Origin of the sequence: Chitinophaga sp. YR627 (assembly GCF_900114995.1) — a bacterium.
In the GTDB taxonomy this organism is placed as follows: Bacteria; Bacteroidota; Bacteroidia; order Chitinophagales; family Chitinophagaceae; genus Chitinophaga.
The window spans coordinates 1,259,658-1,283,188 of record NZ_FOUX01000001.1; the positions used below are offsets into that span (position 1 = coordinate 1,259,658).

Below are 23,531 nucleotides of genomic sequence, written 5' to 3' on the forward strand. Positions count from 1 at the left end.
TATGAAGAGCAAGATATATTTAAGCATCATTACAATATTCACTCTGCTTATACAACCCGCCTGTCACGACCTGAACGTAGAACCCCTAAATGTGATCCAGGATAAGGACGTTTTTGGCACGGAGGCTGGCGTGGCTGGTTATATGGCAACGATCTACAAAGCATTACCCATTGAAGATTTCTTTTATCAGCAGGCAAATTCAGGATTTAACCGTGGATGGGAGCAGTTCTATCACCCCGGTGCACTCTGTGGTGAGATGGTAGGACCATACGGCAGCACATATGATGGTGCGGGTGGATTTGGTTACTGGCCTTATGGTGACATCCGTACGGTGAATTATTTCCTGGAAAATCTGCCGGTATTTGGGGTAGGATTTTCAAAGGAACAGATAGACGCCTGGATGGGAGAAGCCTATTTCTGCCGTGCCTATTTCTATTTCGCATTAGTAAAACGTTATGGTGGTATTCCAATCATCAAACAGGTACAGCATTATCCGGAGCAAAGTCTGGAAGAATTGCAGGTACACCGCGATAAGGAAGTAGACGTCTGGAATTTCGTTGCAGATGATCTGGACAGTGCCTATAAGAAGATGCCGGAAACCAGTCCGAGAGGACGTGCAAACCGCTATGTAGCGGCTGCACTGAAATCCAGGGCTATGTTATATGCTGGTACGATCGCGAAATATGGTTCGGCGAACTTCGTAGAAGGAGAAGCCAGAACACTGGGTTATGTCGGTATTCCGGCGTCTGCGGCACAGGGTTTCTTTCAGCGTGCATGGGATGCTGCAAAGCTGCTGGAAGGACATTATAGTCTGTACCGTAAAAAGACCGATAAAGAGCAGAACTACGTAGACCTCTTCCTTGATAAAGAAAGTACAGAAAATATCCTCTTACGTGATTATTCCCTCACCAGTAATACCGCACATAGCTGGGACGCTACGATGACCTGCCGCTTTATGACCGCTGATGGTCTTTCCCGTGCTTATCCTACACTGGAACTGATAGAGCGTTTTAACGGACAATTGCCTGTAGTGAATACAGACGGTACGCCACGTCGTTTTGACAATACAGCGCAGCTGATGCAGGGCGTAGAACCAAGGTTACTGGCAACCGTTTATTTTCCGGGTGCTTCGCTGAGAGGAAAACAATTCGATATGCAACGGGGTATCTATGAGCATTTTCAGGGTACCGCCGCAGACGAGATAGGACAGAATCCACCCAATCGTCAATACCGACACCTGGCAGGTAAAACAGAAACCCTGTACGATGGCATGCGTATTATTGGTTTTACCGGTATCAGTACAGATGATGATAACCTGACCCGTACCGGCTTTTATGTAAGGAAATATATCGATTATAACCGCGCACAGTCTGCCTGCGGATTGTACATGAGTACACAAAGCTGGATCGATATGCGCTATGGAGAAGTATTGCTGAACAGGGCAGAAGCAGCGGTAGAACTCAACAAGCTTTCTGATGCAAGAACAGTGATGAATGACCTGAGAGACAGGGCTGGTGCACCGCAGTTGACGGCAGACCCCACCATCGATACGGTCAGGAATGAGCGTTGTAAGGAACTGGCTTTTGAAAAGCAGTACTGGTGGGATCTGAGAAGATGGCGTATTGCTGACAGAATGCTGGATAATACCAAATACCATGCATTGATGCCATATTATGTGGCAGATGAAAAGAAGTACATCTTCCTGCGTGAAATGGAGCCTTTTCAGCGTTCCTACAACTTTGAGAAGAAGTTCTATTATGAGCCGATTCCCGGCGGTGAACTGGGTAAGAACCCGAATCTGTTCCCCAACAATCCTAACCATTAATTAAAAACTGAGTACCATGCGCAAGATTATAGCAGGATTATTTATCTTACTGTCCGCCACGTTAGTGTCTTCCTGCTCCAAGGAGGATAATTATGACGGTCCGGATGCAGGGTTCAAAGGCCGGCTGCTGGATAATGATTCCAAGGAAAATTTTCTGACAGAAACGGGTGGTGTACAGATCAAGCTGGAAGAGCTGAGCTGGAGTGCCACACCAACACCACAATATATTCCGTCAAAAAGTGATGGTACCTTTGAAGATACAAAGCTGTTTAGCGGTCATTACAGGGTAACACCCGCCAATGGCGCTTTCTGGCCGGTAGAAGGAATAGAGATCGATATCAACGGCACTACCACGCAGGATTTCACGTTGACACCGTATCTTCGTATCACACAGTTTGAACACGAACTGCAGGGCACCACGTTGATCATGCGTTGTAAACTTTCGGTGCCGAAGGAAGCGGGATTGCCCCGTTTACTGGATATCAAACCATTTGTAAATATCAGTGATTACGTAGGCAGCGGCGCTACGATCAGTCAGTATACCGATCCGAATAAAGTGGATATCAATGCCAGCTGGTCGGGTGAGATTGCCGCCAAAACCTATGAGATCAGGGTGCCGAACCTGAAATCAGGCAGGACATTTTATGCCAGACTGGGTGCACGTGTGGATGACAGCTATAAACAATTTAACTATTCACAAATAATAGAGGTAAAAGTTCCATAACAGTAAATCAAAAGTAACAGGTATGCAGCAATTGAAGATCAGTCAGATGAAGGGAATGATCATTCGTTCTTTTTCTATCGCATGTATGGCATTGTCGGCGCTTTCATCCAGTGCACAAAAGAACCCGTTTATCACAGATATATACACTGCAGATCCTTCGGCGCATGTATGGTCAGATGGCAGATTATACGTATACGCTTCTCATGATATCGCACCGCCACGTGGATGCGATCTGATGGACCAGTATCATGTTTTCTCTACGGATGATATGGTGAACTGGAAAGACCATGGAGAGATCCTGCGTGCGAGCCAGGTGCCCTGGGGAAGAAAGGACGGCGGTTTTATGTGGGCGCCTGACTGCGTATTCAGAAAAGGTACCTATTATTTCTATTTCCCGCATCCAAGTGGCGATGAATGGAATAAGACCTGGAAGATAGGCGTGGCAACCAGTAATAGTCCTGCAGAAGGATTTAAGGTACAGGGCTTCCTGCCTGATCTGGAGCCAATGATTGACCCCTGTGTATTCATAGATGAGGACGGACTGGCTTACTTCTATTATGGTGGTGGCGGTGTCTGCAAAGGCGGAAAACTGATGGATAATATGATGGAAATAGATGGTACTATGCAGCCAATGGAAGGCCTGGTAGATTTCCATGAAGCAACCTGGGTACATAAGCGTGATGGTGTGTATTATCTGTCTTATTCTGACAATAACGATAAAGATGGTAAACACAACCAGATGCGCTATGCCACCAGTGACAGTCCGCTGGGACCATGGACCTACCGTGGTATCTACATGGATCCGACTGATAGTTATACCAATCACGGTTCTATTGTAGAATACAAAGGACAGTGGTATTCCTTCTATCATAACAGTGCATTGTCACATCATGACTGGTTAAGGTCTATTTGCGTAGATAAGCTGTTTTATAACAGCGATGGTACGATCCAGAAAGTAGTACAGACGAAGTGAAAAATTAAGAATTAACAATTAATAATTAAGAATTGAACCGTAAGAGGCTGCTCAAAGTATGATGCAGCCTCTTATTATTTGGAAACCGGTAGTGGCTTTTAGTGTAATGTAGTGTCGGTAATAATAATCATCCCCACTGCATTCGAATTCTTAATTCTTAATTACCAATTCCTAATTTTTTTGACTGTTCTGCCCCGCAAGAATGTCGTAAGCACACCGCCTCCGGAACGTAAAAGAATTCCATCTTTGTTACAGCGAACAAAGCTTCCATTATTCATAGGTTTAGAACACTTAAAAACACGTATTATGGAAAAACAGGAATTCAGGATCATGATCAATGGTCCACGCGAAAAAGTGTGGCAGATCTTGTGGGATGATGCTTCTTACAGGGAATGGACTTCCGTTTTTGCACCAGGATCATGGGCTAAAACTGACTGGAAAAAAGGCAGTAAGGTACTGTTCCTGGATGGCGAGAATTGTGGCATGGTTTCGGCTATCGCGGAAAACATCCCTAATGAGTATATGTCAATTGAGCACCTGGGCTATGTAAAGGAAGGAAAAGAAGATTTTGATAGTCCGGAAGTAAAACAATGGGCGGGTGCGCATGAGAACTATACCTTAAAGAATGTAGACGGTCATACAGAGCTGGTAGTTGATATGGACATCGCAGAAAGCCATAAGGAGTATTTTGTAAATACCTGGCCGAAGGCGCTGGAGAAAGTAAAAGAACTGGCAGAGAAGAATTAGTCAGGGGCTTTCAGACCTGACCAATTATAATATTGATTGATATTTCAATAGGTCGCTCATAAATTGAGCGACCTATTGAATTTATGAATATGTATTATTATTGAATAGAATCTCGATAAAATCCTTTAATAATAGAGGAAAGCACTAATTTCTACATTCCTGATTGATAATTCCTAATCCCTGATTGTAAAAAACACGGCTTTTTACTTATTTTAGCGCCCTATTCTACCAAATCAGTGGAGAATGAAGCAGCATGTCAGGAATGTTAGATAACGAAACAGCTTTACTGGAAAAGATGGCGGCGGGTGATAGAGATGCCTTTCAGGCGATCTATTATCATTATGCGCCCCGTATTTATGGTAAGCTGTTGAAATTACTGCATTCTGAAGACCTCGCTACCGAATTGCTCCAGGAGGTGTTTATCGTCGTATGGCAGAAACATACGGTCATTGACCCTACCCGCTCATTCAGGTCCTATTTATTCAAAATAGCAGACAATCTGGCCATAGATCTCTTCAGAAAGGCCAACCGCAGTACCCAGCTGCTCAACCGGCTCCTCGAAGCCAGTATTGACCATTACACGCACACAGAAGAAAGACTGGAACAAAAAGAGAATGCATTTATGCTCCAGCAGGCCGTAGATGCATTACCCCCGCAACGTAAACTGGTATTTACCCTCTGTAAACTGGAGGGGAAGAGTCATGATGAAGTCAGTCTGTTACTGGGCATTTCTCCGTCTACCGTTAATAATCATATAGTTAAGGCCACCAAATTCCTGCGGGAATACCTGGCGGACCACCCGGATATCGCCGGTATTATCCTGCTCTGTTTTATTTTAAAATAATTTTTCACGGAGAGTAGTTATTTATTTCTCCTTGTTCGTATTAGCTATTATGGAAGATGTTTTTCATGAGGAAGAACTGCGTGGTCTGTTCGATAAATTTCTGCAAAGAGCCTGTACGGAAGCAGAGGTCAGGAAACTGGCCGCTTATGCTGCCGATCAGCAATTTGCGCGCGTATGGCAGGAAATGATTGAACAAGTGGACGTAGAAGGTACAGCGGAAGAACTGTATTCCAGACACCAGCAGCCGGTAGATAAAGTGTTTAATAGTCTGTCATTTCTGACGGAGGAACAGCCGGAAAAAACGCCTGTAGCGCGTATTCACCCGTTGAGGCGTTACTGGTGGGCTGCAGCGGCTGTCGTATTACTGGCCGCGTCCGGTACATGGGTATTGGTGGAGCGTAAACCTGTACAGGAGATCGCTGCCGTATATGATAAAGCACCCGGAACGGATAAAGCCATATTAACACTGGCGGACGGTAGCGTTGTATCGCTGGACAGTATGGGAAAACAACAACTGGTACAAGGCAATACCGCCGTGCAGCAACAAGGGGGCACCTTACAGTATAAGGCGGACGCCCGTACCGGAGGAGCCGGCTTTAATACATTGACAACGCCACGCGGCGGACAGTTCAGGGTCGTGTTACCGGACGGTACAGCCGTATGGCTGAATGCCGCCACATCCCTCCGTTACCCGACAGCCTTCAATGGCAATGAAAGAGTGGTAACGTTAAAGGGGGAGGCTTATTTCGAAGTAGCTAAAGATCCACAGCAACCTTTCCGTGTACAGATTGATGATCGTGCAACGGTAGAGGTGCTCGGGACCAACTTTAATATCCACGCCTATTCCGATGAAAGCCCAATCAGCACGACGTTGCTGGATGGTAAAGTAGTGATGAAAACAGGTGATGATCCTGACCGGCGCGTTGTGCTGAATCCTCTTCAGCAGGCAGTGGCTGACAACGGAAAGGTGGAACTGAACAGAACAGTGAACATTGATCAGGTAATGGCCTGGAAGAACGGAATGTTCAATTTTGACGGGCTTGATCTGCGACAGGTACTTCAGCAGATCGCCAGATGGTATGATGTAGATGTCGTATTTGAAGGAAAAATCCCTGCCAGAAAATTTGGTGGGGAACTACAGCGGGATCTTTCCCTGCAACAGGTCTTACGCATCCTTGAAAAGATGGATGTAAAATGCCGCATCGAAAACGGCAACAAACTGATAGTAATGTAAAACAGTGACATAGAAAACGTAAAACAGCTTATAAGCAGCATTCAGAAGGGACTTCAGCCAGGAATTGAATGGCCGCTCTACGGGGAGGTAGAACGGCCATGAGTCAGGGCCTTTAAACAAAAACAGCGTCTAGCCAGACACTTATTTTATTTATCAACCACAACGAGTACAAAAGTATGATTTTTCAAGCTTCTTGTAACCGGCAGGGGATGCCTATGCCTATCCGGAAGGATAGCCGGTTAGTGAATCAAACGCTACGTATTATGCGATTATCAACCATTTTGTTGCTGGCATTTATTATGCAGGCAAGCGCCAAAATCAGTTATTCGCAGAACATCACTTATACCTGCACAGATGTGCCATTGGAACAGGTATTTAAAATTATTAAGCAGCAAACGGGTTATGTGGTGTTCTACGATCAGGATCTATTGGGAAAGACAAAACCAGTCTCTATCAGCGTTAAAGAAGTGCCGCTGGAGAATTTCCTGAAAAAGGCTTTAGACAATCAGCCGCTGGATTATTCGATCGAAAATAAAACGATCGTCATTTCCCGCAGGACTATCCCCGTACCAATGCCCTATACAGCGCCGCAGAAATTGCCGCTGGTATCAGGGAAGATCATTGACGAAAGAGGAGTGCCTGTACCAGGAGCAATCGTAAGGTTAATGCCTACTGAAGACAGAGGCGCGACCACACAAAACGACGGTACCTTTATAATGGCCGCCGTGCCCGCTGGTAACTATACGCTGGAAGTAAGACACCTGGCTTACCTGACCGCGCATAAAAAAATTACGGTGACTGATGGTGATGTCAATGTAAAGATCACCCTGACACCGCAACAGAGAGAACTCAGAGGTGTTGTAGTAAGTACCGGTTTCCAGAAGATCGAAAAAGCCTCGACACCTGGATCATATACGGTGATCACTTCCAAAGAACTGGAAGAAACACCTGATATCAACCTGGCTAAACGCCTGGAAGGTAAAGTACCCGGCGTACGCTTTGACCCTGTAAATAATACCATACAGATCAGAAGCGCCAACAACTTCCTGCAAAGTGCGCCCCTGATTATTATCGACGGTTTTCCGGCGATAGATCAGAACCTGAACCTCCGCCCTGGTTATACGCCTTTATTCGGAGATCAGTCAGGTACCAATAACGCAGTACTGAGCGCCTTTAACCCGAATGATATCGAAAGCATCACTTTCCTGAAAGATGCTGCTGCTACCTCTATATGGGGTTCCAGTGCCGCAAATGGTGTGATCGTGATAGAAACCAAAAAAGGTAAAAGGGGAGAAGCGACCACCGTGAACGCAGGCGCCACCCTGAGTGTTTCAGCGCCTATCAGCCTGTCAAAGCTGAAAACAATGAACAGCGCACAATACATCGATATGGAAAAAGAGATGTTTGACGCAAACTTCTACCAGGATCCGTTCACACACTGGCGCTTCGCTAATCCGAGTGAAGCAGTGAGGTATATGTTCCTGGCTAAACGTGGTCAGATCACTGAACAGGAACGTGATGCACAGTTACAACGTCTGGCAGCTACAAATAACCAGTCGCAGATCCGTGAAAACCTCTTGCAACCAGCCGTTACACAGCAATATAACCTATCGCTGTCTGGTGGCGGCAGGACCAGCAGCTACCATGTATCCGGTAACTATTCCAAAGATCAGCCTTCCTATAAAAGCAACAGTGCTACCAACTACTTTATCAATAGTAGCCTGACCTCTGATATCCTTGGCGGTCGTGCGAAGATCACTGCCGGACTGACACATAACTACTCTACCAGTTTTGTAAATCAGGCAGCGCTGCGTGCATTACAGCCAGGCTTCTATGGATTAAGACCTTATGATCAGCTGATAGATCAGAATGGTCAATCTATCAGCAATAGCTTACTGTTGAAGCCGGAGATCGAGGATAGTCTTCATAATAAACTGGGCCTGCTCCCATGGACATATAACGCGATCGACGAACTGAATTATTCAAAGACCCGCTTTGAAAAACAGGCTACCCGTATGCAGTTGTCGCTGACTACGCGACTGACTCCCTGGGCGGATTTCCAGGTATCTGGTATGTATCAGCGTAGCTCCCAGGAAATCACTTTGCTGAATGAACTTGGTAGTTATTATACCCGAGATTTCCTGAATAGTGCCACCACCATCCAGAACGGTAAACTGGTGTATGGTGTGCCTGTCGGTGGTATCATGACGAATACAAACAGCTGGTCTACGGACTACGGTACGAGAGCGCAACTGAATATCAATAAACAGTGGAACCTGATCCACAAACTGACTTTCCTCGCAGGTACAGATATCCGTGAGTCTAAGTCGAAAGGTTACAGACAGATCCGCTATGGATATGATGAAAATACCGGTACTTCCCAGGCCTTTAATCCGACAGTGAATTATAGCCTGTTCTTCGGTGGCACCAGACAGCTGGGTTATCAGGATGGTGCATACGTGACAAACATCCAGCGTTATCTGTCTTATTTCTCTACTGCGAACTACTCCTTATTCGATAAGTATTTTGTATCCGGTAGCATCCGTTTTGACGACGTCAGCATGTATGGCATCGATCGTCGCAACAGGGCGATTCCTTTATGGTCTGCCGGTCTGAAATGGGATCTCTTTAAGGAGAAATTCATGGCTGGTCAGAAATGGCTGGACGCATTGGCCCTCCGCGCAACCTATGGTACTGCTGGTACAGCGCCAACAGGCGGGTCTAACTTTACCGTGGTGAATGTATATGCGCCAAACTCTCAGACAGGTCTGGGTTATGGTAATCTGGGTTCTCCGGGTAACCAGGATCTGGGATGGGAAACGACCGCTACACTGAACGGCGGACTGGATGCATCTGTATTGCGTGGTTTGCTGAGTATCACCTTTGATTACTATAGCAAACGTTCCCGTGGTATTGTGGTAAACCTGCCGTTTAATACGACTTATGGCTGGACCAGCGTAGCGTATAACACCGCAACTATGAAGAGCCACGGCCTTGAACTCGGTCTGAATGCCAATATCATCCGCCGTGCCACCTGGGGTTATACAGCCAGTCTGAACCTGGCCTATAACACCAATAAGGTAACAGATGCCCGCTTCCCGGTTACCACTACCTCTATTTCACAGGGTTCTCCTATTGTCGATCTGCCCGTAGGTTATGTAATGGCATTGGAATGGGCTGGTCTGGATGATAAAGGACAGACCCAGATCCGCAATGCGGAAGGAAAGATCCTCAGCTCTACTGATGGTACTGCACTGACAGTAGCTGACTGGCATTATAAGGGTCGTAAAGATCCTGTTGTTTTCGGTGGCTTTATGCATACGGTTCGCTTTAAGCAATTCAGTGTCTCTGCAAGGGCGACTTATTACCTGGGACATAAGGTGCTGAAGCAGGATATCCTGCCAGGTCTGTATCCATCTTTCGGACAGGCGCCTGGCTTTATCGGCAACTCTCAGGCGATGGTGAACCGCTGGCGTAAAGCAGGTGATGAGGCAACGACCAATATTCCTGGTCTGCTGAATTCAAACTCTACCAGTATCATCAGATATACGCAGTCTGATATCAATGTTATCAGCGCTTCACACGCACGTCTGGATCAGGTGACCCTGAGCTATATCCTGGCTGCGAAGCTGCTGAAGAGAATGCCTGCTTTAAAAAGTGTAACAATGGGTGCAACTGCCAGCAACCTGGGTGTGATCTGGCGTAAGAACAAGGAAGGCATCGATCCGATGTACCTGACAACCAGCAGCTATTCCAGTCTTGCACCAGCACCAACCTATACTTTCAACGTAAATGTCTCATTCTAATCGTTACTGATCATGTCTACTATAAAACGACTTTTATATATCACATTGGGCAGTGCGTCCCTGCTCTGGAATACCGGATGCCGCAGCTATGTGGAGGTGACTCCGCAGGGTAAAAGAGCATTGGTCAATACAACCGATTATCAGCTCCTTTTACAAAGTGAGAATGATATGGCGCCTTCCTTCAGTTTCCCTGTTTATGCAGCTGATGATTATGGCGTAAGCTATGATCCTTTTGAAAACAGCATGCTGACCGCGCAGGCAAATGCTTATATCTGGGCAGAAACGATCGTTGCGGATGCAGATGATCCGGACTGGACACGTTTTTATAAACAGATCTATACCTGCAATACAATCATTGAGGGTGTGCGTAGCAGCCAGGGTGGCACTACACAACAAAAAGAAGTAGTGCGCAGTCAGGCGCTGGTACACCGTGCCTATGCCTATCTGATGCTGGTAAACGGGTATGCCCGTCACTACGAAAAAGCAACAGCAGCAACAGCACCAGGTGTACCTTTACTGCTGAAACCAGATCTGTTTGCACCACTTAACAGGGCTTCTGTACAGGCAGTTTATGATCAAATCATGGCTGATCTCAAAGAAGCCGCACCAGTTTTGCCAACGCAAGCGGTGGTTACTTTGTTACCATCCTCCACAGCTGCATATGCCCTGATGGCCCGTGCATCGCTTTATATGGGAGACTATGCAAACGCAGCCGCATATGCTGACAGCGCATTAAGCAGACAGTCCGCTTTACTGGACCTGAAGGTTTACGCGGGTAGTCCGTCGACCATGCCCACCGTTTACAAAGATCCTGAGATCATGCTGGTAAAAAATGTAGGTGCTTCTACGACCTACGCATTGAATCCTGATCTGGTAAAACTCTTTGAACCAGGTGATCTGCGTTATGACCTGTATACAGCAGATGGTTCCAGTTTCCAGTGGTCTTCTTTTCCTGGCCGTGGTTACTGGCGTACCAGACTGACACTGGCTTCCGGCGCTTATACCGGTCCGGGTGTAGGCGAAATGATGCTGATCCTGGCAGAATGTGATGCACGTACGGGTAAGACAGCGGAAGCCGTGACCCTGTTGAATAAACTAAGAGAAAAGCGTTTTACGGCTGCAGACTATGTAGCGCTTGATACGAATGACGCGGAGGAAGCGCTTCGTCTTGTGCTGACAGAACGTCGTCGTGAACTGATGGCCAGTGGTCTCCGCTGGTTTGATCAGAAGCGCTTGAACCTGGATCCGAAGTATACGGTAACGGTGAGCCGCACTTACCGCGGACAAACCTATACTTTGGCGCCCAACAGCAACCGCTATGTTTTTCCGATTCCGGCAAAAAATATCCAATTTAACCCGGAGCTCGTACAGAATCCGAGATAACAACATCAGCTAACCACATATGTTAAGATTGAAACTAAGCCCAGGCGCATGGCTTTTGTCATGCGTCCTGCTGGCCGCATCTGTACAGGCTACAGCACAGCGGAAAAAGAAGAATAATAAGGAAACCACGCCCACTGAGATCAAGGCGGACACCACTGCCGGTAAAAAGCCCGCACCCTCGAAGCTGAAGAAGTACAATGACGTGATCACCAAAGACATGCGCACGGACACCGGTTTCATCATTGTCCATTCCAAAGAGGATGAGTATTATTTTGAAGTGCCATTGACCGTCATGGGTAAGGACATCCTGATCGTTAACCGTGTGGCAGAAGCTTCTGTAGACATGCGTAACGGTAACTGGGGACTTACCGGCGACCAGATAGGTGAGGCGGTATACCGCTTTGAAAAGGCGCGTAATAATAATCTCTATCTCCGCAGACTTTCCTTCTCCGAATATAGCGGCGATACCTCCAAACCGATGTACACCAGCGTGCAGCGTAACAACGTACAAGCGATTGCGGCTGTATTCCCGATCGTTGCCTATAACGCTGATTCCAGTGCGGTGGTACTGAATATGAGCGAATTCCTGAACAGCGATAACGATATCACTTACTTCTCTAAGCCACTGTTCAAAACGCGTGCAGGTATGGGTGCTCAGCAGAACGACAGGAGCTATGTGAAATATGTACACGCCTATCCTACCAACGTAGAGGTACGTGCGTTCAAAACATATGCAGCTGGTTTGAACCCAACATCTGCTAACTATAGCGTGGAACTGAACTCTTCTATGGTCATGCTGCCGGAGAAGATGGCCCGTCCGCGTTTACAGGATAAACGCGTAGGTTATTTCACCGTTTCTCATAAAGATTTCGACGCTAATCCGCAGGGCGTAGCCAATACCACCTATGCGGTACGCTGGAGACTGGAACCTAAACCGGAAGACGTAGAGAAATACAAACGTGGTGAACTGGTAGAACCGGTAAAACCAATTGTATTCTATATCGATCCATCTACGCCAAAGAAATGGGTGCCTTACCTAATTCAGGGTGTAAATGACTGGCAGGCAGCTTTTGAACGTGCTGGTTTCAAAAATGCCATCTATGCAAGAGAAGCCCCTTCCCGTCAGGAAGACAGCACCTGGAGCCTGGAAGATGCGCGTCACTCCGCTATCATCTACCGGCCATCATCCATTGCCAATGCCATGGGGCCCAATGTAAACGACCCACGTACAGGTGAGATCCTGGAAAGTCACATCTTCTGGTACCACAACGTGATGTCACTGTTGCAGAAATGGTATTTCGTACAGTGTGCTGCTGTTGATACAGGTGCGAGAAAACTGGTGTTTGACGATAAACTGATGGGTGATCTGATCCGTTTTGTGTCTTCTCATGAGGTAGGTCACACACTCGGTCTGATGCACAACTTCGGTTCCAGTTCTACTGTTCCGGTAGAAAATCTGCGTAACAAGGCATGGGTGGAGAAATATGGCCATACGCCATCCATCATGGACTATGCACGTTTCAACTATGTAGCACAACCGGAAGATAATATCAGCCGTGCCGGTCTGTATCCCCGTATCAATGACTATGATAAATGGGCGATTGAATGGGCGTATAAATGGCGCGATAACGTGAAGGATGAGTACGAAGAGCAGAAATTACTGACGCCGATCGTTACAGATAGTCTGAAAAACCAGCGTCTCTGGTTTGGTAGCGAAATGGAGCCACTGGATCCACGTTGTCAGAATGAAGACCTGGGTGATGATGCAATGAAAGCGGGTACCTATGGTATCATGAACCTGAAACGTATTATCAAAAACCTTGGTCAATGGACATACGAGCCTGAAAAGGATTATACCAACATGCGTAGCATGCTGTCCGCTGTATACGACCAGTATGGCACCTATATCGGACACGTCGTACGTAATATCGGTGGTGAATACCACACAGAGAAAATTGCTGCACAGCCGGGTGCTACTTATGAAGTAGTAGAATACAAACGCCAGAAAGAAGCGGTTGCTTTCCTGGATAAGGAACTGTTCACAACGCCTGAATGGCTGAATGAGAAATCGCTAATGGAGAAAATACCTGATAAATTCGGTATTGACCTGGGCGAGGTGCAGAGAGGGGTGTTAAATGGTATTTTAAACCGTTTTCGTATGACCTCCATGCTGGCAGCGCAACATGATGGTAAAGGTACAGGGAAGGTGTATACAGCAGATGAGCTGATGCAGGATCTGGACAAGATCGTCTTCAGAGAGCTGTATGAAGGTAAGAGCGTAAGTTTCTACAGACGTAACTTACAGAAGATCTACATCAGTAAACTCCTGGATATGGTATATCCTACGGATAATATGGATCAGATGATTACCGGTATGAGCCAGATGTACAGTTTCTATCTGACTGACCTCAGTGATGTAATGAGAGCGGCATTGACAAAGGAACAACAGCTGATCATCAGAATGATGAACAATCCGGGACTGGATAAAGATACGCAGCGTCACCTGAAGGATCTGAACTACAAGATCAATAAGATCGGTGAAAAAGACCTTAGATTTTGATTGACAATAAAAATAAGCATGTATGTATCGGGGGCTGTTATTAAACAGCCCCTTTTTATTTATTCAGTTTTGATGCTTCTCAGCGGATTGGATACAGCTGCTTTAACAGACTGATGTGCGATCGTCAAACCCGCAATAGCAACCGAGCAACTCAGCGCGATGAAGAATATACCTGGTTGCAGGGAAATATGATAAGCAAAGTTCCCCAGCCAGTTATGCATCAGGAAATAAGAGAGCGGAGTGGCTACAAGGAAAGCAACCGCGATCAGGATAATAAACTCTTTTCCCAACAGTGTTACTATGTCGGTACCGGAAGCACCCAGGATCTTCCTGATACCTACTTCTTTATTCCTTTGTACAGCTGCAAATGCAACTAAACCGTATAAGCCAAGACAACCAATAACAATGGCCAGTATGGAGAAGATCTGGTAGGCGTTAAATACCTTCTGTTCCTGTTTGTATAATGCTGCAATATGATCATCCAGGAACTCATAATCGAACATCCCGTCAGGGTATAAAGTCGCCCATGTTTGCTCTATCTGGGTCAGGGTGGCGTGCATTCCTTTAGGGTACAACCGTGCACTGACAACGTTAAAACCTCTTGGGAACCCAATCAGGACACAGGGTCTTCTTTCCTTGTGTTTGGATTCACTCTGGAAATCCTGTACCACCCCATTGATAGTGACTTTATCACCTGCAAACTGGATGTTCATACCAATCGCTTCTTCCGGTGTTTTCAGTCCCAGTTTATGGAGCAGGGTTTCATTGACAACGACCTGTCTGAGGGAATCCTTATCTCTTAGGTTTGATACATTGGTACCCGCCAGCAATTTGATATTGAAGAATTGCAGATAATGATCGTCTATGAACCGTACCTCAGTTACATCGTCTTTTGAGACACCTCTTTCCGGACAACTGAATGGTGCAAAATTGTTATTGTAGGAAGGAGCTGCAGACGAAAAGCTGATTTCTTTCACTCCTTTGATACCCTTTAATTGCTGGGCCAGTACCTGTTGGGTTTCTCTGTTCATCAGCGGCATAGTAATAATCGCTTCCTTATCAAATCCCAGGTCCTGGTTTTTAAAGAAGTCCATCTGTTTGGCAACCACCAGTGTACCAATGATCAGCACCTGTGATACGAGAAATTGTACAAATACAAGTGATTTACGCAGATTTAGTCCGCCGGAGGTCTGTCTGCCTGTACCTTTCATGGTCAATGCAGGCTGAAAGGACGACTGCACAAAAGCAGGATAAAGACCTGCCAGAAGTACAATCACTACCCCCAATGCCAGCAACAGAAGATAGACGATCGGCTGATTTAACTGTTGTATACCAATATGTACATCCATGGCTGCCGCAACAGGTGGCAAAGCCAGGTACGCAGCTATCAGGCCAGCCAGGATAGTAGCGAATACCAGTATCGCTGTTTCACCCAGGAACTGTCTGATCAGCTGACCACGATTAGCGCCCAGTACTTTCCTGACACCGGTTTCTTTAGCACGTTTCACAGCCTGTGCGGTAGCCAGGTTGATGAAGTTGATGCAGGCTGTTACGATAATAAATATGGCAATAGCGATGAGCGCCATGTAGGTCTGGCGGGAAGCTGTCGTACTCTGAATATATCGCTGGTCAAAATGAATATCTTTTAATGGCTGTAAAGGCAGTTCGGCTCCTTCGGCAGTTTCTGTGCCCCAATGATCCTTGATAAAAGGCTTCATGCGGCTTTGCAGTTTGCTGATATCGAAATTAGGAGGTGTAACGATAAAGGTTTCTCCACCGGCAATGGCATAGAATTCTTCCATCGCCCTGCCCATTTCCTTTTGGATAGTGGCAAAGGAGATCATGAATCCGAATACCTGACTGGTGTTGGCAGGGAGGTCTTTAATGACACCGCTTACTTTCAGGTCAAAATGGTTGTTGAGGCGTAGTACCTGGCCCATAGGATCCTGTGCGCCGAAGTATTTATGTGCCAGGCTTTCGGTCAGGACCACTGTATTTGGCTCAGAAAGGGCTGTTTTAGCCGATCCCCGTAGCCAGGTATAGTCGAACACCTCCGGCATGTATTGATCGCCATAAGCGAACGCTTTTTCCTTGTAACGGGCTTCACCCACTTTAACAAAGGCGTCTGTCCGCGGCAGATACTGCGCCACCGTTTCCAGTTCGGGAAAGGAGGTACGCATAGCAGGGGCAACCGCCATCGATACGCTGGGATTATAATCCAGTGCATGTAGTGTAACCCGGTAGGTCCTTTCTGCTTTGTGGTGATGCAGGTCGTATGTCAGCTCATTTTTGGTAACGAGGAAGATGATCAGGCAGGCGGCAATACTCAGGGTCAGCCCTATAACATTCAGCGCTGCATAATTGAAATTGCGTTTCAGATTCCTGAGGGCGATAATAACGTAGTTCCGGAACATGCGATTGGTTTAAATACGGGTATGCGCACCTGCTGCAAAGCAGGTGCCATTACAGGAGAGTGCCTGATAAACAACGCATTGCAGATATGAGCGGCTTTACCGCTGTTCGCTTTCGATAAAGGAAATGTTCGCTTCCGGACGTTTCTACTGCGGCATTTCGCACAGAATGTCTTTATCCCATAAAAAGAAGGCAATACGGACCGCCTGCTCAAAAGGGAGCAAAGTAGTCCACTCTTCCACAATTGCGCCAAAAGTAGCGCTTTTATTGGCCATAGAAAGCAAAGGAGAGAGCTCTACCTCTTCCACGTAAGCAATTTCCCGGTCAAGATTGGGGTGCCGGATAGCCGTACGTAATTGCAGGATGTCGTCGATCACGCAGGGGACTTCTTCAAATATCAGGGATGGGGACAACCGGACCGTTTCATGCCAGAGGCGGGGTAGTTCCTGTTGCATATTAATAAGCCGCTGCGGACCAGGTGGCGGCGGAGGGGTAAACCTGGTCTTCAGTTTTTCATAGAAAGGGGTGGACTGTCCCACAGCATCGATATAGGGCAGGGAGCGTTTTTGCCAGAAAGGGTATTCCTGTCCCGGCCAGGCCTGGGCATAATAGCCGCTGGTCCAGTGGGTGTGACTGGCAATGGACTCGATCATCTTATTTTCATAAAAAGACTGGGCCATGCCCGTCTGACCTGTCTTCAGAATGGTATTGATAGCAATGACGGCCTGCAGGGAGAAACGCATGGCTTTTTCTACACCGGTAGAAGAGAGGGGATCCAGTGAAAAGGCAGCTTCTCCCAGGCGCAGGTAATGATCTCTCCAGGGATCGGTATGCGCATAGGTAAATACGCTACAGGTCTGTATACCGGAGATATTGCTATTTGCTGCTGTGGAAAATAACTTTGTTGCAGATAGTATGCCGCTGAACACCTGTGTAAGAGACTGTTGTCTGATGGTCTCAGGGTCAGTAAAAGTGATAATCCTGAATAGTCCTCCGGGCGTAGGAGATCCCCATATCCATCCTTCGGGTCTTGCTTCGATCAGGGTATCTGTTGGCAGGGATTGTCCGGGTAATTCAGCCCACAGCGCAATAGTCTGCGGAGCGGTCAATACCCTGTCCTGCATATGATTGCCCCGACGGCCGCGGGCATCCAGTATGAAGTGCGAACTGATACTGATGATGCCCGTGTCCGTTCTGAGTGTGGATGTCCATATTGTCTCCGTCCTTTTACAGGATTCGAAGCGGGCAGGCTGATAAAGTTGCAGACCCCGGTGGACTGCCAGTTCCAGCAGATCCTGATCCAGCTGTGCCCTGTCCACCATCACACCAGCGCCCCGTTGTGCTGTATTGACAAGCTGTGGGTCAGGCGTATCCCAGATCACCTGTGCGTTCAGCTGATGTATGTAATTGCGGGTATGAAGCAGTTCTCCTGCGTTCAGGTAATCAAAGATATTCCGGACACCGGGAGATAAAGATTCACCGATCTGCGGACGGGGAAAGGCTTCGCTTTCTGCCAATGCTACTTTGTATCCAAGGGAAAGAAGGCGTAAAGCGGCACAGGTACCGGCAGGACCGGCGCCAATGATCAATACATCAAATGTTTGTTCCGGGGTCATATATGGGGTGTTATAGCTATCTGTACCAGTCGGGTACCAGTCTGGAGATCCGCTCGTGTGCCTGCATGGTGTAATGCAGCCATCCACGGATATAATCGCAGGCAGTACGGCCTTTTTCCAGTACCTCATGATGACAACCGCCACCGCAAAGATACCTGGCCCAGCACTGGTGACAGGGCTCCTGTTGATGTACATGCCTGGAGGATAACCAGCCGTTCTGTAAGGTAGGATTTATTCCGTTATCCAGATCGCCCATATGTCCTGCGGGTTCATTCACAAAACGATGGCAGGCAGATAGTGCGCCGTCAGCCGAAACGCCCATGTATCCGGCGCCAGCACCGCAAGGATAGGGCCGATGAGTGCCTTTGGCAATCTCCTTCAGCGCATTGACCATATTCAGGAATGGAAAGCGTTTTCCGGAGATCACATGCTGTTCAAATAACAGTCCGCATTCGATCATACCCTGTAACATCTGTTGCAGGTCTTCAGGAGACATTTCGCCTTTGCCGTTGCTGGAACGTAACAAAGGAGAGAAACCCACACTATGGAAACCCATGTCGATAAACTCCTGTAAGGTCTTTGCCAGGTCCATATTCAATGGGGTTACAGTAACCCTGGCAGATACCTGCATGGTACGTTGTTTTGCCAGTAAAGGCCGGATATTTTCGATGATCTTCGCATAGGTGCCTGCGCCTCCTTTCATGGGGCGCAAACGGTCATGCTGTTCGCCGATACCATCCAGACTGATTGTAACCGCGAAACCATATTGCTCAAAGAAATCGGCATCATCCGCCGTCAACAAAGTTCCATTGGAAGTAAGCGAGAAATTGACCTGCACATCTTTTTGTCTGCCCTGTTCAAATGCATAGACAGTTGCTTCTCTTAATGCATTGCGGTTGATCAATGGTTCTCCGCCAAGAAAGGTGACCTGCACTTTGCTGCCGGGTGTACAATCTTTTAGCAGCAGGTCTATGGATTGTTTCGCCGTATCCAGGGACATGTTTTTCATAGGACCGCCAAACTCTCCCTGGTCGGCATAACAATAAGCGCAACCCATGTTACACTTTTGCGCGATGGCCAGTGACAGGGCATATAACTTAGGGCTTTCCAAAGGTCTGTCATCGATCAGTGGAGGTGTGTCCAGTCCGAGGGTGATCAGTTCTTTTGTAATAGCTGCTTCATCACCTGTTGCCAGCAATTGCTGTAAACGATCTGCAATAGAAGCAGACACCGTATACATCCTGCTGCCATTGGCCACAAACAGCTGTGTATTACCTGCGGTAGGCACAAGGTGGATCTGTGGGGAACGTGGCGGTGTACGTTGTTGTATGCGGGAAGCTAATTCACTGGCAATGGTTGCCAGTGAATTAGTGTTTGTATGTGTTGCTACAGGATTCATTACTCGTCGATTAGTGAAGGATTGGAATGTACCTGATCGCCTGACTTAGAAGATCTGGATCCCTTGGCAGCCCGCGAGGTAACCTGTGGAGGTGTCACCAGCGGATTACTGGCCAGTGCATCCTTTCCATCGATAATGAAGTTCAGTTCTCCCTGCCAGTTAAGGAACAGATCATCGTAAGAGAACAAGCGGGAGTCAGTACGATTGTCCGGAATATAGGTGCCTGTGCGTCGTTTAGACAGCCACATATCTCCCTTACTTAATCCGTTATCACCTGGTTGTACGTTCACGTAGTCTGGCCGGCTGGCAGCCCAGTAATAACAGGCGCATTCCCTGTAATCATTCTGCCATGGTGCGCAGAGACCGTGTGTCAGTTCACCCGGACTCACGATCGCCGGATTCAGGGCCGCCGTCTTATTGTTAGCCGCATCTTTTGCCAGGTAGCTGTTCACGTTAAATGTGATCCTGGGATAAGTGTTCGTCTTCAGATCGTCTGCTGTTACCAGCACAGGCAAAGTCGCTACGTCTGCGGTGAACTGCAGGTCGGCTGTCTGACCCAGTTTTAATCCTGCTATCAGATTGGACCACTCCATAAAGGCCGCGCCATTTGGATTGTCTTCTGTCTTCAGATGTACGTTATCTCCACCGGGGAACACAGGGCCTTCGCCGCGTACCATTGTCGGCTGACCATTAATGCCGATCAACCGGCGGCCGGTAAGGTTATGATCGCTGTTATCTTCCAATACATAGTTGTCATTTTCGCTGAGGGTGAGTCCTTCGAAAGTATGACGCCAGAGGTTGCGAAAATCAAATTCCAGTCCGGGAAAACAGTTGGAGATAGCAGCTCTTGCGAGTACGCTATATGGGTTACCCGCACCACGATAGAACAATTGTGCTTTCAGATCAGTAGCAGCGATCGGTGCGCCTGGCTGTGGTGGTGTCGGCAGTCCGGGACTGTCCTGACCATTTTTAAACATCGCGTCTGTAGCCGCCTTTATGACACTATTGATCATACGATAGGTGAGTGTCAGACCTCTTCCATCTGCACCACGCATCATACCTGGCATTTTACTACGCTCTGCATTGGAAAGATCGCCGATCTGGTAAGGTTTGCGCAGGGCAGCAGCAAACCAGGCAGCAGCGCCGGTACTGAGTCCATTGAACACCCTTTCATGCAGTGTACGCAGTGCAAGGTTGTCGACAATAGAACTTGCCATAATAGGCTCGTATAGTCTGCCGAAATCATTGGTATCCTGTCTTACCATCGTACTCGCGACATTCTCGCGGCCGTTGATAGGATTACCGTTCATGACAGCGGTATTCATCAGGGTGATGGATTCAAAGGCACGGCGTACGATATCTTCCGCTTCTTCGATCGGCACTTCTGCATCGGGGTCGATACCACTGAAGATCTGTTCTATTTCATCTGATACCGCACGGATAGGCAGGATATCAGGCGCATAGGCTGGAGGACCTGCCACGATGTGCGCAGTAGCGCTGATCGTTGTGCCGGAAACCTGTAAGGTAGCAGTTACTTCGCCGTCACATTCATCATCCAGGTAGCCCCAGCTCACGTGATCGCCGTTGTCTCTGTCATAACCCGCAAAGATCTGTGCAGGCATGGTGTATGTCGGATTGAATGCAGAACCTTCCGAATATCCCAGCCAGCCACCGGCCGGATTATACAATAACAGGTCATCATTGTTGATGATAGGATCATCAACAGTCTTGTTGTCTGCAACCTTACGCTGTTTGGAAGTGCCATAGATTTTACCTGGCCCTGGCGTAAAACGGAAGCGCAGACCAGGGTATTTGGCGGAAGGTTTTACGTATTGTACGGTACCTAAAGGCAGCCATTTATTTGCCAGGAAGTTATCACATAAGCCTTTTAAAGGTTGTGCATCATAGCTGGTAATATTATCAATTTTAGCGATGATCTTATCAGCTGGTTTACCCGTACGACGGAACACTTTGAGGTTGCCGAGATTGACTGACCAGCTGATGTTCTCCAGTTTGTAGCCATGCTTTTCCAACAGGTCCTGTGTAACAGGAACGAGCGTATTGGCATCATCGCTGGTGATTGCATACAGTTCAAGGAAAGGAGCTACCGGACGTATGGTAACGTCTGTGTTCTGTGTGGAGTTGCCCTCTTTGAAAATGATCACCGGTGGTGGTGTATCATCATCTTTGATCTGGTTCGTTGATGGATCGATCGTGAGGGTAGGCTGTGGCGCGATCTGTCTGAAATCAAGGGGCTTGTTTTCAGGAACGACCAGATCATAAGCGGCCACGGGTATCTGGGACGCACCCAGTCGGCCTATCGCGATAGGAGGAAGTATACGTAGTGCTAGGATTGACATAACTTGGTTTTTTGCCGGTGACTTAAGCAGTGATTTCTGTAAGTTCATCTATTACCTGTAAGAGGCGCAGGTCAGCTTCTCTTAATGAATGCAGATAGCGATGATTATGATCAGCTGACTGTTGCAGCAGTTTAGCGATCAGCGGTTGAGATGCCTGTATCAGGTCTTTATGTGTACGCCATCTGTTATGCTCTCCCATAGGAAGCGTAAGTGTGTAAGGCACCAGGAAAGGAGGGCCGGCGAACTTCTTTTCATTTGGATCAGTGGAAAGCGGTAATTGCACCATTACGCTTGCGATGCTACGGATATTATACATTTCACCAAAAGTAGAATTGATGATCATACCACGAGGCGCAATCGCACCTACATTATTAAAACCATCGTCCAGCAGGAAACTGTGTGTCAGGAAGTTCAATAACATACGGTAACGTAAGTTGAACAGGTGCCCCCAGGTCTGTGCTTCCGGATTGGTGATAAGATCCAGTTCATTATATTTTTGATCCGGTTCATAGATCTGTCCTTCTGAAGGAGAACTGTTAGGATCATCGCTCGGGTAATCACCGCTGTCAGCAGGTATTTCCGGGTTGATCGCTACATTCCTTGACAGCGGGAAGGTAGATGCAGTATCATGCATGATCTGGCTCAGCGTCTGATATACACTGAGGAAGCGTTGAAAGTGGGAAGGGGTAGGAGGGTGCTCCTCTTCGGAGGCTTCTCCCTGTTCGGCGATCTCGCTGAGTGCTTTAAAGGCATCGTCTCTGCTGGCCAGTGGCATTACCAGTACATCCGGTGAACCGGCAGGCCCGCTTCCATCAGGATTGCCACGTTCACCTTTTTTATAGCCACGACCCCATTCGTCGAATTTAGCCTGGAAAGGGAAGGTCTCCGGCTGGAAAGCTTCATCAGATATGACATCCGGATCATTGATCAGTTTAAGTAATACTTCGAATAATGCGCCTACTGTATTAGCATGTGGTACTTCTGCATGTACCCATCTTTTGATCTCCTGCGCCCATTCGTCATCTTTATCCAGCCAGCTTTGCGGAGCTTCTGCATAGACATACTTTGCCAGCGAACCCAGGGTCAGCGGTTCCAGCTTAAAAGGGAAGGGGTAAAAGGGGGTATCCCATGGATAGTCCTGTCTTTCAAAATGCAGCGGAGCGCCGATCAGTTTCAGCACATTCTGTACAGAAACGAAGTGCCCCATTTCTTCTTTAGCAATGCCGAGAATGACTTCCTGCGCTTCTTTGATCTGTTGCCTGTATGGTTCCGGGATCTGTGGCCCACCAAGACTATAAGCGGCATACAGATATTGCAGCATCAGACCATGTTCAATTTCTGCATCGATACAAAGCAGGAAAGTAACATAGTCTTTGCCGTTGAATTCCGGCGGGATCCTGATAGGGGCTTCACTGGTTTCGAAGGTAGAGTAGTCCATAGACTGGATGCCATCGAAATTAGCTGATCTCAGTGCTTCCGTTCTGACTTTGTTGAGTTGTGCCCTTTCGAACACAGGGCCGAGGTAACGTTCAAAATTACGTTGCATGAGCAGTGATGTTTTGAAGTAATTGTGAGTTGTTGGTGTGGAATAAATAAATAGAAGTTTTCACCTGCAATGTTGAGGTATCACGTTCGTTGTTCTGTAAAT

General features: G+C 47.4%; 14 protein-coding genes. 9 read left to right on the forward strand and 5 right to left on the reverse strand.

All coding sequences use genetic code 11. The annotated features are described in order from the left end of the window. The first annotated feature begins 1 nt into the window (after nucleotide 1). From BMZ72_RS04545 to BMZ72_RS04585, 9 genes are all read left to right on the forward strand, one after another. Nucleotides 2-1,825, forward strand: coding sequence for a RagB/SusD family nutrient uptake outer membrane protein (locus BMZ72_RS04545; protein ID WP_089805675.1), 1,824 nt, complete (start codon nucleotides 2-4; stop codon nucleotides 1,823-1,825). Nucleotides 1,826-1,841: 16 nt separating this feature from the next. Next, nucleotides 1,842-2,549: a DUF3823 domain-containing protein gene (locus tag BMZ72_RS04550; RefSeq protein ID WP_089805677.1), complete on the forward strand. Its 708-nt coding sequence runs from the start codon at nucleotides 1,842-1,844 to the stop codon at nucleotides 2,547-2,549. Nucleotides 2,550-2,571: 22 nt separating this feature from the next. Further along, a complete protein-coding gene (locus BMZ72_RS04555) occupies nucleotides 2,572-3,522 on the forward strand; it encodes a family 43 glycosylhydrolase (RefSeq protein WP_089805679.1) in 951 nt (316 codons plus the stop codon). 306 nt (nucleotides 3,523-3,828) lie between these two features. Beyond that, nucleotides 3,829-4,269 carry an SRPBCC domain-containing protein gene (locus BMZ72_RS04560; protein ID WP_089805681.1) on the forward strand — a complete coding sequence of 147 codons (441 nt, stop codon included), beginning with the start codon at nucleotides 3,829-3,831 and terminating at the stop codon, nucleotides 4,267-4,269. A 253-nt stretch (nucleotides 4,270-4,522) separates the two neighbouring features. Continuing rightward, nucleotides 4,523-5,113 (forward strand): RNA polymerase sigma factor, encoded by a 591-nt coding sequence (locus tag BMZ72_RS04565; protein ID WP_089805683.1) that lies wholly within the window; start codon nucleotides 4,523-4,525, stop codon nucleotides 5,111-5,113. 49 nt (nucleotides 5,114-5,162) lie between these two features. Continuing rightward, entirely contained in the window at nucleotides 5,163-6,347 is a 1,185-nt protein-coding gene (locus BMZ72_RS04570) for a FecR family protein (RefSeq protein WP_143087599.1), read from the forward strand. Between the two features lie 263 nt (nucleotides 6,348-6,610). Continuing rightward, nucleotides 6,611-10,153: a SusC/RagA family TonB-linked outer membrane protein gene (locus tag BMZ72_RS04575; RefSeq protein WP_177222674.1), complete on the forward strand. Its 3,543-nt coding sequence runs from the start codon at nucleotides 6,611-6,613 to the stop codon at nucleotides 10,151-10,153. A 12-nt stretch (nucleotides 10,154-10,165) separates the two neighbouring features. After that, complete coding sequence (locus tag BMZ72_RS04580) at nucleotides 10,166-11,536, forward strand: RagB/SusD family nutrient uptake outer membrane protein (protein WP_089805688.1); 1,371 nt, start codon at nucleotides 10,166-10,168, stop codon at nucleotides 11,534-11,536. A 19-nt stretch (nucleotides 11,537-11,555) separates the two neighbouring features. Beyond that, nucleotides 11,556-14,096, forward strand: coding sequence for a zinc-dependent metalloprotease (locus BMZ72_RS04585; RefSeq protein WP_089805691.1), 2,541 nt, complete (start codon nucleotides 11,556-11,558; stop codon nucleotides 14,094-14,096). Nucleotides 14,097-14,155: 59 nt separating this feature from the next. Here BMZ72_RS04585 and BMZ72_RS04590 read toward each other — a convergent pair whose 3' ends face one another. The 5 genes from BMZ72_RS04590 to BMZ72_RS04610 form a co-directional block, all read right to left on the reverse strand. Next, the gene (locus tag BMZ72_RS04590) at nucleotides 14,156-16,510 is read right to left on the reverse strand and encodes an ABC transporter permease (RefSeq protein ID WP_089805693.1); all 2,355 of its coding nucleotides are present in this window, start codon (nucleotides 16,508-16,510) and stop codon (nucleotides 14,156-14,158) included. A gap of 144 nt (nucleotides 16,511-16,654) precedes the next feature. Further along, the gene (locus tag BMZ72_RS04595; protein WP_089805695.1) at nucleotides 16,655-18,124 is read right to left on the reverse strand and encodes a flavin-dependent monooxygenase QhpG; all 1,470 of its coding nucleotides are present in this window, start codon (nucleotides 18,122-18,124) and stop codon (nucleotides 16,655-16,657) included. A 16-nt stretch (nucleotides 18,125-18,140) separates the two neighbouring features. Beyond that, nucleotides 18,141-19,523 (reverse strand): radical SAM/SPASM domain-containing protein, encoded by a 1,383-nt coding sequence (locus BMZ72_RS04600; protein ID WP_089805696.1) that lies wholly within the window; start codon nucleotides 19,521-19,523, stop codon nucleotides 18,141-18,143. After that, on the reverse strand, nucleotides 19,523-21,883 hold the full coding sequence (locus BMZ72_RS04605) for a hypothetical protein (RefSeq protein WP_089805699.1): 2,361 nt from the start codon (nucleotides 21,881-21,883) through the stop codon (nucleotides 19,523-19,525). The genes BMZ72_RS04600 and BMZ72_RS04605 overlap by 1 nt, the downstream gene beginning before the upstream one ends. Nucleotides 21,884-21,905: 22 nt before the next feature. Further along, a complete protein-coding gene (locus BMZ72_RS04610) occupies nucleotides 21,906-23,429 on the reverse strand; it encodes a ferritin-like domain-containing protein (RefSeq protein ID WP_089805701.1) in 1,524 nt (507 codons plus the stop codon). Between the last annotated feature and the right edge of the window lie 102 nt (nucleotides 23,430-23,531).